The 11,813-nt window shown below is 68.7% G+C and carries 12 protein-coding genes; 3 read left to right on the forward strand and 9 right to left on the reverse strand.

What is annotated here, in order from left to right; translation table 11 throughout:
- Positions 1-39 precede the first annotated feature (39 nt).
- Genes BR47_RS0118360 through BR47_RS0118370 form a run of 3 tightly spaced genes read right to left on the reverse strand, consistent with a single transcriptional unit; the run spans position 40 to position 3,311 of the window.
- Entirely contained in the window at positions 40-1,257 is a 1,218-nt protein-coding gene (locus BR47_RS0118360; RefSeq protein ID WP_029120409.1) for a cytochrome P450, read from the reverse strand.
- Positions 1,254-2,672: an adenylosuccinate lyase gene (gene purB / locus BR47_RS0118365; protein ID WP_029120410.1), complete on the reverse strand. Its 1,419-nt coding sequence runs from the start codon at positions 2,670-2,672 to the stop codon at positions 1,254-1,256. The genes BR47_RS0118360 and purB overlap by 4 nt, the downstream gene beginning before the upstream one ends.
- Before the next feature lie 24 nt (positions 2,673-2,696).
- Positions 2,697-3,311: a TetR/AcrR family transcriptional regulator gene (locus tag BR47_RS0118370; RefSeq protein ID WP_020098760.1), complete on the reverse strand. Its 615-nt coding sequence runs from the start codon at positions 3,309-3,311 to the stop codon at positions 2,697-2,699.
- Positions 3,312-3,407: 96 nt separating this feature from the next.
- Here BR47_RS0118370 and BR47_RS0118375 point away from each other — a divergent pair, with 96 nt between their 5' ends.
- On the forward strand, positions 3,408-4,304 hold the full coding sequence (locus tag BR47_RS0118375; protein ID WP_020098759.1) for an alpha/beta hydrolase: 897 nt from the start codon (positions 3,408-3,410) through the stop codon (positions 4,302-4,304).
- A gap of 48 nt (positions 4,305-4,352) precedes the next feature.
- On the opposite strand, the gene purD is transcribed toward BR47_RS0118375, so the two are convergent.
- Positions 4,353-5,621, reverse strand: a complete 1,269-nt coding sequence (gene purD / locus BR47_RS0118380) for a phosphoribosylamine--glycine ligase (RefSeq protein ID WP_020098758.1) — start codon at positions 5,619-5,621, stop codon at positions 4,353-4,355.
- 72 nt (positions 5,622-5,693) lie between these two features.
- Here purD and BR47_RS0118385 point away from each other — a divergent pair, with 72 nt between their 5' ends.
- Positions 5,694-6,185: an EspA/EspE family type VII secretion system effector gene (locus tag BR47_RS0118385; protein ID WP_029120411.1), complete on the forward strand. Its 492-nt coding sequence runs from the start codon at positions 5,694-5,696 to the stop codon at positions 6,183-6,185.
- 7 nt (positions 6,186-6,192) lie between these two features.
- Here BR47_RS0118385 and BR47_RS0118390 read toward each other — a convergent pair whose 3' ends face one another.
- From BR47_RS0118390 to BR47_RS0118410, 5 genes are read right to left on the reverse strand one after another with little or no spacing between them, the layout of a single operon-like run.
- The gene (locus BR47_RS0118390) at positions 6,193-7,419 is read right to left on the reverse strand and encodes a hypothetical protein (RefSeq protein WP_029120412.1); all 1,227 of its coding nucleotides are present in this window, start codon (positions 7,417-7,419) and stop codon (positions 6,193-6,195) included.
- On the reverse strand, positions 7,409-7,852 hold the full coding sequence (locus BR47_RS0118395) for a carboxymuconolactone decarboxylase family protein (RefSeq protein WP_029120413.1): 444 nt from the start codon (positions 7,850-7,852) through the stop codon (positions 7,409-7,411). Before BR47_RS0118395 ends, BR47_RS0118390 begins: the two co-directional genes overlap by 11 nt.
- Positions 7,852-8,706 carry an NAD(P)-dependent oxidoreductase gene (locus tag BR47_RS0118400; protein ID WP_029120414.1) on the reverse strand — a complete coding sequence of 285 codons (855 nt, stop codon included), beginning with the start codon at positions 8,704-8,706 and terminating at the stop codon, positions 7,852-7,854. The genes BR47_RS0118395 and BR47_RS0118400 overlap by 1 nt, the downstream gene beginning before the upstream one ends.
- On the reverse strand, positions 8,703-9,455 hold the full coding sequence (locus BR47_RS0118405) for an SDR family oxidoreductase (RefSeq protein WP_020098753.1): 753 nt from the start codon (positions 9,453-9,455) through the stop codon (positions 8,703-8,705). The genes BR47_RS0118400 and BR47_RS0118405 overlap by 4 nt, the downstream gene beginning before the upstream one ends.
- Before the next feature lie 51 nt (positions 9,456-9,506).
- Positions 9,507-10,976: an aldehyde dehydrogenase gene (locus BR47_RS0118410; protein ID WP_029120415.1), complete on the reverse strand. Its 1,470-nt coding sequence runs from the start codon at positions 10,974-10,976 to the stop codon at positions 9,507-9,509.
- Positions 10,977-11,186: 210 nt separating this feature from the next.
- Here BR47_RS0118410 and BR47_RS0118415 point away from each other — a divergent pair, with 210 nt between their 5' ends.
- The gene (locus BR47_RS0118415) at positions 11,187-11,792 is read left to right on the forward strand and encodes a TetR/AcrR family transcriptional regulator (protein ID WP_029104616.1); all 606 of its coding nucleotides are present in this window, start codon (positions 11,187-11,189) and stop codon (positions 11,790-11,792) included.
- Positions 11,793-11,813: the final 21 nt, after the last annotated feature.

Raw genomic sequence — 11,813 nt, forward strand, 5'->3', positions numbered from 1 at the left:
CACGATTTTCCGCGCTACCCGCGGATTTTCGTGCACAAATCACGACAGGGACACCCAGAGGTGGCGGAGCCCGGTGTGCCGGTTGCTGCGGGTCCACTCGGGTGGCTCGACGACCTGGATGTCCGGGAACCGGGTGAGCAGCTCCTCGAACAGCACCCGCAGCTCCAGGCGGGCCAGGTTGGCGCCCAGGCAGTAGTGCAGGCCCTGCCCGAATCCCAAGTGCGGGTTGGGTTTGCGCGCCACGTCGAACGTCATCGGGTCGGCGAACACGAGCTCGTCGCGGTTGGCCGAACCTTCCCAGACCACCACCTTCTGCCCCGCCTCGATATCGCAACCGCCCAGCGACACCGCCCGCGTGGCGGTGCGCCGCTTCGACGGCGACGGCGAGGTCCAGCGCACCATCTCCTCGATCGCGGACGGCAGCAGCGACAGGTCGGCGCGCAGCCGCGCCAGCTGAGAGGGGTTCTCGCACAACGCCAGCAGCCCGCCGGCCACCGAGTTTCGGGTGGTCTCGGCGCCCGCGCTGAACAGCAGGTTGAAGAACAGATACACCTCGAGGTCTGACGCGCCTTCGGCGTTGGCCACCACCGACAGCATGTCGTCGGTGGGCTCGGCCCGCTTGGATGCGATCAGCTCCATGCCGAAGTTGTACATCCGGGAGCCGGCTTCCTCCACGGACAACCGGGTGATGGCGGCCTTGCGGGAACCGCCGAAATCGAAACTCGGCTCGATGGCCTCGAACAGCCAATGCCGTTGCGACTCCGGGATACCCATCAGGATGCAGATCATCTGCATGGGCAGCTCGGCCGCGATGTCGACCAGGAAGTCGAACGGCACCCCCGGCGACACCGCATCCAGCAGCGCCCGGCTGCGGGCACGCAGGTCATCCTCGACCCGCGCGATCATCCGCGGCGTCAGCCCCGACGACACCAGCCGCCGGATCTCCGCGTGCCGCGGATCGTCCATCATGTTCAGCACCTGGCCGGCGATCGACAGGTCCTGGATCAGGGTCCCGCCAAACGGCCGCGTACCGCCCGTCACCGACGAGTACGTGACCGGATCACGCAGCACCGCAAGGGTTTCCGCGTGAGTGGCCACCGACCAGAAGCCCTCGCCGTCGGGGGTGTTCTCGGTCGGCTCGTGCCAGTACACCGGAGCTTCCGCGCGGTGCCGCGCGAACAGCTCGTGTGGGAAGCCCGACGCGAAGTTGTCGAGGTCGGTCAGGTCAACCCCGGCCAAGCTTCCCGCCAAGGTCACAGGATGGCGCCCGAGGTGTACTTGGCCGCCTCCGGGTACTGCGCCACCAGGCGGTCCACCGCGGCGACGACGGCGTCGACCTGGTCGCCGGCCGCACCGCTGAACGCCTGCTTGTCGGCCAGTGCCGCGTCGAGCTCGACGCGGTCCAGCGGCAGCCGCGGATCGGCGGCCAGCCGGTCCAGAAGGTCGGGCTCCAAACCCTTTTCGCGCATCGCGAGCGCGACCGCGACCGCATGCTCCTTGATGACCTCGTGCGCGGTCTCGCGGCCGACGCCGGCGCGCACCGCGGCTATCAGAATGCGGGTCGTCGCCAGGAAGGGCAGGTAGCGGTCCAGCTCGCGCTGGATCACGGCCGGGTAGGCGCCGAACTCGTCGAGCACCGTCAGGAACGTCTCGGTCTGCCCGTCGATCGCGAAGAATGCGTCGGGCAGCGCGACGCGGCGCACCACCGAGCAGAAGACGTCACCCTCATTCCATTGCGCGCCAGCCAGTTCCGCGGCCATCGAGCCGTAGCCGCGCAGCACGACCTGCAGGCCGTTGACGCGCTCGCACGAGCGGGTGTTCATCTTGTGCGGCATGGCCGACGAGCCGACCTGCCCGGGTGCGAAGCCCTCGGTGGCCAGTTCGTGGCCGGCCATCAGCCGGATGGTGTGCGCGAACGACGACGGACCGGCGCCCAGCTGCACCAGCGCGGACAGCACGTCGTGGTCCAGCGACCGCGGGTACACCTGGCCGACGGACGTGAAAACCTCGGTGAATCCCAGGAATTCGGCCACCCGGCGCTCCAGGTCCGCCAGCCGCGAGGCGTCACCGTCGAACAGGTCCAACATGTCCTGCGACGTGCCCATCGGGCCCTTGATGCCGCGCAGCGGGTACCGGTCGATCAGTTCCCGCAGCCGGGTCAGCGCGATCAGCGTCTCCTCGGCGGCCGAGGCGAACCGCTTGCCCAGGGTGGTGGCCTGCGCCGCCACGTTGTGCGAGCGGCCGGCCATCACCAGGTCGCGGTACAGCGCGGCGCGTTCGGCCAGCCGGGCCACCACCGCGACGCCGTGCGAGAACACCAGCTCCAGCGACTGCCGAATCTGCAACTGCTCGACGTTCTCGGTGAGGTCGCGGCTCGTCATGCCCTTGTGGACGTGCTCGTGGCCGGCCAGCGCGTTGAACTCCTCGATGCGCGCCTTGACGTCGTGCCGGGTGACACGCTCCCGCGCGGCGATCGAACCCAGGTCGACCTGTTCCAGCACCCGCTCGTAGTCCTCGACGACGCCGGCCGGCACGGTCACGCCCAGTTCGGACTGCGCGCGCAGCACGGCCAGCCACAGCCGGCGTTCGGCGACGATCTTGTTCTCCGGGGACCAGATGGCCACCATCTCGTCGCTGGCGTAACGATTGGCCAGCACGTTGGGGATGCTCACGGAACTACAGCCTACTAAGCCCGCTTACAGGGCGACCCGGCGTTCCTGGTCGAAGGGGGCCAGGACGTCGATGACGTCCACGAGGGTCGCCCGGGCCGTCGCGCGCGGACCGTCGCCGTCGCTCACCATCGACGCCACTACCGCCCCGTCCACGGCGCAGACCAGGGCCGTGAGCAGTTCGGCGCGTACCGAGCGCCCGGACCGCTCCACGACCTCGACAACGGCCTCGGACCGCTGCTTGAGAATGCGCCGCTGCACGTCGCGCAGCCCGGGCTGACGGGCGCAGGCGATGTACCGCTCGTAGCGGGAGATCAACTGGTCGGACGCCCGGTTACCGTCACCGACCAGCAGGTCGACCAGCAGGTCCGCCGTCGCGTCCGCGCCGCGGCGACGCCGCGACAACGCCGAGACGCGCATGCGCAGCTGCTGGGATTCCGATTCTCCGACGTGCTCGACCGCCTTTTCGATGAGGTCGTCGAGGGACGAGAAGTAGTACGTCGTGGAGGCCAGCGGCAGCCCGGCCCGCTGCGCCACGGCGCGGTGCCGGACGGCGTCGAAGCCGCCTTCACACAGCAGCTCGGCGGCCGCGCTGACCAGCGCATACCGTCGCCGTTCCCCCTTCGGGGTGACTGCTGTCATCACGCTGTAAATGCTGCCAGGAATGGTCACGCGGCGATCACGATTTCACGTAATCCATTAGGCATTACTCAGGAATGACGGGCTGCGGCCGATGGCATGATGGCGGCCATGGCAGAGCTGAGCCGACGCGCCGTCCTCCGTCTCGGAGCCGGCGCCGCCGCAGGGGCCGCCGGCGCGTTCGCGCTGGGGTCGACGTCGGGCCGCCCGACGGTCACCGCGAACCCGGTGACCATGACGAGCGTCGGGGTGCCGCTGGCGCCGCCTCCGGCCGTCGCGGATCCGGCGCCGACCTACGTGACCGGTTCCTTCGTCTCGCAGGCCCGCGGCGGCATCTCGACCAACTGGGCCATCGCCCGCCCGCCGGGCCAGACCGCCCCGCTGCGGCCCGTCATCGCGCTTCATGGCAAAGGCAGCGACGCCGCGACGGTGATGGCCGGCGGTGTCGAACAGGGGCTGGCACAGGCCGTGTCCGCGGGGCTGCCGCCGTTCGCGGTTGTCGCCGTCGACGGTGGCGGCGGCTACTGGCACAAGCGGGCGTCCGGCGAGGATTCGGGCGCGATGGTGCTCGACGAGCTGATCCCGATGCTGGCCTCGCAGGGCCTCGACACCTCGCGGGTGGGTTTTCTCGGCTGGTCCATGGGCGGCTACGGCGCGCTGCTGCTGGGCGCCCGGCTGGGCGCGGCCCGTACCGCGGCGATCTGTGCCGTCAGCCCGGCGTTGTGGACGTCATCGGGTGCGACGGCCCCGGGCGCGTTCGACGGCGCGGCCGATTACGCGGCCAACTCGGTGTGGGGTCTGCCCGGGCTGGCCGGTATCCCGATCCGCATCGACTGCGGTGACAGTGACCCGTTCTACTCGGCGACCAAACAGTTCATCGCGCAGCTGCCGAACGGCGCGGCGGGTGGCTTCTCTCCCGGCGGGCACGACGGCTCGTTCTGGAGCGCGCAGCTGCCGGCCGAGATTTCCTGGCTCGCCCCGCTCCTCGTCCAGTGATTTGTGCACGATTTTCCGCGCGCACCGCGGAAAATCGTGCACGAATCCCTAGAGGGAGATGCGGCCTTCGGCGGCGGCGAGGCCGATGTCGGTGCGGAAGTGGCTGCCCGGCAAGCGGATCGACTCGATGATCCGGTAGGCCTCGGCGCGCGCGGCCGCCAGGTCGGCACCGGTACCGACCACCGACAGCACCCGGCCGCCGGAGGAGACGACGCTGCCGTCGTCGCGGCGGGTGGTGCCCGCGTGCAGCACGCCGGCGGTCTCCGATCCGGTGATGACGTCGCCGACGCGGGGGCGTCCCGGGTAGTTCTCGGCGGCGACGACGACCGTCACGGCCGAACCGTCCTGCCACTGCAGCGGACCGATCGCGTCCAGGGTTCCGGTGGCGGCGGCGTTCAGCAGCGTGCCCAGCGGCGTCTGGAGCAGCGCCAAGACCGCCTGGGTCTCGGGATCGCCGAAGCGGCAGTTGAATTCGACGACGGCAGGGCCGTTCGACGTGATGGCCAGACCCGCGTACAGCAGGCCCGAGAAGGAGCTGTCCCGCCGGACCAGTTCCGCGGCAACGGGTTTGACGACCTCGTCGACGATCTGATCGACGACTGCGGCGGGCAGCCATGGCAGCGGCGTGTAGGCGCCCATGCCACCGGTGTTGGGTCCGCTGTCGTTGTCGCCGACGCGTTTGAAGTCCTGCGCGGGCAGCAGCGGCACCACGGTCTCGCCGTCGACAACGCAGAACAGTGACACCTCGGGCCCGTCGAGGAACGACTCGAGCAGCACCGGGTGGCCGGATTCAAGCAGTTCGGCGGCGTGGGCGCGGGCGGCCTCCCGGTCGGCGGAGACGACGACGCCCTTGCCTGCGGCCAGACCGTCGTCCTTGACGACCCAGGCCTGCTGGCCGGCGGGCGGCCCGAAGCGGTCCAGTGCGGCGTCGAGGTGAGCGGGGTTGTCGACGATCTCGCTCGTCGCGGTGCGAACGCCGGCGGCGGACATGACGTCCTTGGCGAACGCCTTCGAACCTTCGATGCGGGCGGCGTCCTTGGACGGCCCGAAGGTTGCGATACCGGCTGCCCGCAGCGCGTCGGCGACACCGAGCACCAGCGGCACCTCGGGTCCGATCACGACCAGGTCGGCCGTCAGCTTCTTGGCCAGCGCAACGACCTCGTCGGCGGCGGTGATGTCGACGTCGTGTTGCTCGGCGACGGCGGAGGTACCGGCATTGCCGGGAGCGACGGCCAGGTAGTCCACCTGGGGGTCGCGGCTCAGGGCGAGCAGCAGGGCATGTTCACGGGCACCGGAGCCGATCACGAGGACGCGCACAGCCACACCCTAGTAGCTGGTCGGCTCGTCCTAAACTGGGCAGGCCCGACGCACGCGAGGAGGTCCGCACCGGTGGAGCCGCTGGATGCCTTCCTGCTGATGTGGGAGCGGGCCCGCGCGACCTTCGGCGAGGGCGTTCCGCACGACCGCTCCGAGTTCGACAAGAGCGAGCAGTTGCGTGACCTGCAGGATCAGGTGAAGGCCGCGGATCCCGGTTCGCACTGGACCGGCGGTGCGGCCGACCGCTACGCCGACGCCAACGCCAAGCACGCCCAGGCCCTCGGCCGGCTGGCCGAACTCGACAAGCGGGTGGGCGATGAACTCGAGCGGTCCGCGGACGTGGTCAACGGCGGACGGCGCGAACTCGACGCGCTCAAGCGGTGGGTGACCGACCTCGCCGACGAATCGAAGAAGACGCCGACCGCTGCCGCCGACCACGCGCTGTGGTCGGCGATCGGCAAGGCCAGCGGCGACGTCGCCGACATCATCCAGCGCTCCCACACCGACCTGTCGGGAGTCGCCGGCCGAATCCAGAGCCTCGACAGCGAGTTCGACGACTTCTGAGCGACCCCTACACCACCGTCAACGGCAGGGACTTGCGTTCTTCAAACACCCACGCGGCCCCGCTACTGACCTTGCACACCGAGACCTCGCCGAGTTCCTTTGCCGGGGTGTCGGTTTCGACGAACCGGACGCTCCAGTCGGTGGCGTCACCCGAAACCTCGGCCCGTAGCAGCGGGTTGACGGCCGTCGCGACGGCCTGCAACGGCAGTTCGGACTCCGGCGACACCAGCGTGATCCACGCACCGTCCTCGTGCGCCGGCGACGGGTGTACGTGCGCCTCGTCGCCCGAAACATCAACGGAGACATAGGCGGCCGGGTTGAGGAGCGGATGCAGCTCCAGTACCCGCAGGGCACCGGCGGCATCGGCCGGCAACCCCAACACCTTCTGGATGCGTTCGGCCGCGACCCCGGAGATGCCGATGAGGGACTTGGTCCGGATGGACCGTTCCTTGTCGACGTCGCCGTTGCAGCGGGCCCGCACGGCGAGCGCGAAGGACAACACCAGCAGGTGCATCTGCAGACACACCTCGTCGGCGATGCGCACCAGCGCCGAGTGCGAGAACTCCGAGAAATCGACGTCGCTCACCAGCGGACCGGAGTAGTCGGCCCGGCCCTCGTCCGCGGGATCGATGTCGTCGAGCTCGCAGCGGTAAGCGTTTGTCGCGCCGATGATGTCGAGCTGCGGGATGAAGCCGACCTCGGGGTACGACTCGTCGATGATGACGGTCCACGCGCAGGCCGGGGTCCGGTCCGCCGGGACCCGCGGCGGCCGGTGGATGGGCCGCACCTGGCAGCGCCGGTTGGTGGCCAGGGCCGTCGCATCGAACGTCGGGTCCTCGATGTCGTGGCACATGCCGCGCACGTAGTCGGGACCCATGGGCTCGACGTCCATGAGGGCACCGCAGTGGTCGAGGTGGAATTCGCCGTGCCAGCGGTCGTGCACGGTGTACCGGAAGTCCATGAACTGCGGCGGCGCGCCGATGTCGAGCTGCAGGCCCTTGAAGATCGTGATGACGTCGACGCCTTCGTATTTCAGCGCCTTCTGCATGCGCTTGGTGTAGAGCGGGCTGGACCCGGCCCACTCCTCGATGGCGACCTGCAGCATCTCCTCACGACCGAATTCGACGATGCACCAGGCCATTCCGGCGCGATCGATGAGCTGGCCGATGAGCAGCAGCTCCGGCACCAGCGCCGCGAGCTCAGCTCGCGACAGCGACGCGTACCTACTTGTCATCGAGCTCGCTCCCGGTGTTCATCCTGACCGCGGCGTTGACGTTGGCCTTGCGATCCTCCCCCACGCCTTTCTCGGCCGCCTTACGCCGTCTGGCAACCACCTTGGACACCGCGCCGTTGAACGCCGAACCGAGTGGGAAGCCGAGGTACTGGGTCAGGAAGATGCCGATGTCCTTGAGCTCGGCTTCGGTGAATTCCTCGTTGAGCAAGGCGGCGTTGATCTGGATCTCGGCCAGGTCCTGCGAGCCGACGGCGGTGACGCACGTGAACGTCATCAGCCGCTTCTCCCGCATGGACAGGCCGGGCTTGCTCCAGATGGTGCCGAACAGGTGATCCACGGTGAGGTCGAAGTACGGGTCGCCCTCGATGTTGGGCATCTCCCAGCCGTAGACCTCGTTCATCTTCGCCAGGCCCTTGGCGCGCAGCTCGTCCATCATGACTCCTTCGGGTGCGGTACGCCGAGGCCCTCGGCGAGGTTGGCCAGCGCCAGCTCGGCAAGCGGAAGGTCCACTCCCACAGTCGAACCCAGCCCGAGTGCCAGCGACAGATCCTTCTCCGCCAGCCCGCGGGTGTGGACGAACATGTTGTAGAGGAAGTGGTCGGGCGCCAGCGGCTTGGTGTCGTCGCGCGCCATGATGGCGCCGGGTCCACCGGACTGCGCGTCACTGTGCCGGACGACGCGCCCCAGCTTCTGCAGATCGATGCCCGATGCCTCGGCCAGCTTCTGCGCCTCACATGCCGCGGCAAAACCGATGAACGTCAGCATATTCCGCGCCAGCTTCATCTTGGTGCCCGCGCCCGGCTCGCCGGCCCGCACCACCAGCGACGCCCACTGCTTGAAGACTGGCTTGACCTTGTCGTAGGCGTCGTCGTCGGCGCCGACCATCACGGCCAGCTCACCCTTGCTCGCCGCATGGGCGCCGCCGCTCACCGGCGCGTCGACGATGTGAATCCCTTTGGGCCGCAACTGCTCGGCCAGTTCGACTGCAGTGGTGGGTTCGATGGTGGAGTGGATCGCGATGACGGTACCGGGTTCGGCATGCTCGGCCAACTGCGCCACGACGTCACGGACCTGCTCGTCGTTGAGCACCGTCACGCTGATGACATCGGCCTTGGCGACCTCGGCGATGCTGTCGGCCAGGGTGGCGCCGAGCTCGGCGAACGGCGCCATGGCCTCGGCGCGCATGTCGAAAACGGTCAGCCCGCCGGGCCATTCGGCCAGTCGCTTGGCCATCGGTGCGCCCTGGTTGCCCAGGCCGATATAGCCCAGTTTCACATCCGAACTCATGACCGGATGATCTGTCCGCCGTCGACGTTGAAGATCTGCCCGGTGATCCAGCTGGCCTCGTCGGACAGCAGGAACAGGCACATGCCGGCGAGATCCTCGGGCGTGCCCATCCGCGCCAGCGGCAGGGTCTGGACGATCTGCTTGACGATGGCCTGCGGCGTGGTGCTGCGGTTGGCCTCGGTGTCGATGGGGCCCGGCGCGATCGCGTTGATCCGGATGTTGCGCCACCCCAGCTCACGGGAGAGCTGCTGCGTCAGGCCGTTGACGCCGACCTTGGCCAGACCGTAGAAATTGGCGTAAACCCATGCGGCAGTCGAGGACTGGTTGACGATGGCCCCGCCGCCGCGCTTCTCCATGTGCGGGAAAACCGCGCGCGTACACACCAGCGCCCCGTCGAGGTTGACGCTCATGAACTTGCGGTAGTAGTCCCAGTCGACGGTCAGCAGGCCGTCGAGCTTCATGCCGCCGAAGATCGCGGCGTTGTTCACCAGGTAGTCGATGCCGCCGAACTCCGCGACGGCCTGGGCGGCCATGTCATTGGCGGAGTCGATGTCCGATACGTCGACCCGCACGGCCAGCGCCTTTCCGCCGTCGGCCTTGATGCCGGCGGCCACCTTCTCGGCGCCTTCGACGTTGATATCGGCGATGACGACGGCGGCACCCTCGCGGGCCAACGCCTCGGCGTAGACCTGGCCGATGCCGCCGCCCGCGCCGGTCACGATCGCGACCTTGTTCTCGAACCTGCTCATGATGTCCTCTCGTCTACTTCGTGTGAGCCAATGGTTTTGGGACGCTGACGCCTACGTGGCCAGCGTGGCGATGCACTTGGTCTCCAGGTATTCCTCGAACCCGGCGATGCCCATCTCCCGCCCGTTGCCGGACTGCTTGTATCCGCCGAACGGTGCGTCGGCGGAGTACCAGACGCCGCCGTTGACGTTGACGGTGCCGACCCGCAGCCGCGCCGCCACGCCGGCCGCCCGCTGCGGGTCGGCCGAGAACACCGTGCCGGACAGGCCGTACGGCGAGTCGTTGGCGATGCGGACGGCGTCGTCGTCGCCGTCGTGGGCGATGACGGTGAGCACGGGCCCGAAGATCTCCTCGCGGGCGACGCGAGCCGAATTGTCCAGGCCGGCAATGACGGTCGGCTCGATGAAGAAGCCCCTGTCGCGGTCGGCCGGCCGGCCGCCACCACAGGCGAACGTGCCACCTTCCTGGAGGGCGAGGTCGAGGTAGCCCTGCACCCGGTCACGCTGGCGGGCCGAGATCACCGGCCCGCAGACGGTGCGCGGGCTGGACGGATCACCGGGCTTGATGCCGCCCATCGTGCCGGCGGCGGCCGCAACGGCCTCGTCGTAGCGGGCCCTCGGCACCACGAGCCGGGTGGTGATCGCGCACCCCTGGCCGGCGTGCATCGACGCCGTGAACGCGGCCATCGCGCACGCGGCGGCGACATCGGCGTCGTCGAGCACCAGGAATGCCGACTTGCCACCGAGTTCCAGGAACACCTTCTTGATGGTCTCCGCGGCGTCGGTCATCACGGCGCGGCCGGTGGCGGTCGAGCCGGTGAACGAAACCATGTCCACGTCAGCGTGTTTCGACAGCAAGGCACCGACGCCGTGGTCCCGGGACGTGATGATGTTGATGGCGCCCGCCGGGAAGTCGGTGTGCTGGGTGATCAGTTCGCCGAGCACCGCGGCGACCCACGGGGTGTCGGGTGCGGGCTTGAGGATCAGGGTGTTGCCCGCCGCGAGTGCCGGGCCGACCTTGGCCAGATTGATCTGGTGCGGGAAGTTCCACGGCGTGATGGCACCGACGACCCCGACGGCCTCGCGGGCGATGGTCCGGTTGGTCGGAATCCCTTGCGGCGTGGCATGTCCCAGGTCGGTGGTCCACTGGTAGCTCTCCGCGGTGTCGGCGGCGAAGCTGAGGTCTTCGACCGGGCCGTCCAAATGCGCTCCGGCGGTCAGCATCCGGGGCGCACCGACCTCCGAGATGGTCAGTTCGCGCAATTCATCGGCGTGGTCGCGCATGGCCTGCTGTAGCTGCCGCAGACACCGCACGCGAAGCTCCACGTTGGTGGACCAGTCGGTCTCGTCGAAAGCCCGGCGGGCGGCGTCGATGGCGTCCACCATGTCGCCGACCGTGGCGTCGGCCGCCACCCCGAGGACTTCCTCGGTCGCGGGATTGACGGTCGGGAACGTGCCTCGCGAACCCGGCACCAATTTTCCGTCGATGAGAAGGCGACTTTCGCCGTCACCCAACAAGGTCATCTGCGCTCCTGCCTTCGGGACGACGTCCAGCGATCTGATGTTTACTGGACAGCTGTCCGACAACGTTCAGTCGAACCATAACCGCACGCGCCACCGAGTGGCAAGAGTCCGACGAGATCGGCAACCGAAACCGCGGCATAAATGCCCGTTTAACAGGCTTTTTTCATGCACTTCTTGCTTCCGTACCGCGCCATCGGCTAACTTGGACATGTGTCCAGCGATGCAGTGGCCGCCCTCACAAGCACCGGCCAAGAAGCGGACGACCAGCCGCGCAACCGCCGCCAGGAGGAAACCTTCCAGAAGGTCCTGGCCGCCGGTCGCGAGATGCTGCGGGAATCGTCCTACGCCGATCTGACGGTGCGGGCCGTCGCGGCACGCGCCAAGGTCGCGCCGGCTACCGCCTACACCTACTTCTCGTCCAAGAACCACCTCATCGCCGAGGTGTACCTGGACATGGTTCGGCAGGTGCCCTACTTCACCGACGTGAACCAGACGAGGGCCAGCCGCGTCGAGCAGGCACTGCGCAGCCTCGCGCTCGTGGTCGCCGACGAACCGGGGGTGGCGGCCGCCTGCACGACGGCCCTACTGTCCGGCGACGACGAGACGGTCCGCAAGGTGCGCGACCGCATCGGTGGCGAAATCCACAAACGCATCCGCTCAGCCGTCGGCCCCGACGCCGATCCGCGCCTGCTGTCGGCCCTCGAGATGACGTACTTCGGTGCGCTCGTCAACGCCGGCAGCGGCGTCTACACCTATCACCAGATCGCCGACCGGCTGTCCTATGTCGTCGGACTCATCGTGGGAGACAACGCGTGACGACAAACCCATCCCCGTCGC

This window comes from Mycobacterium sp. UNC410CL29Cvi84 (genome assembly GCF_000686745.1).
Classification (GTDB): Bacteria; Actinomycetota; Actinomycetes; order Mycobacteriales; family Mycobacteriaceae; genus Mycobacterium; species Mycobacterium mucogenicum_B.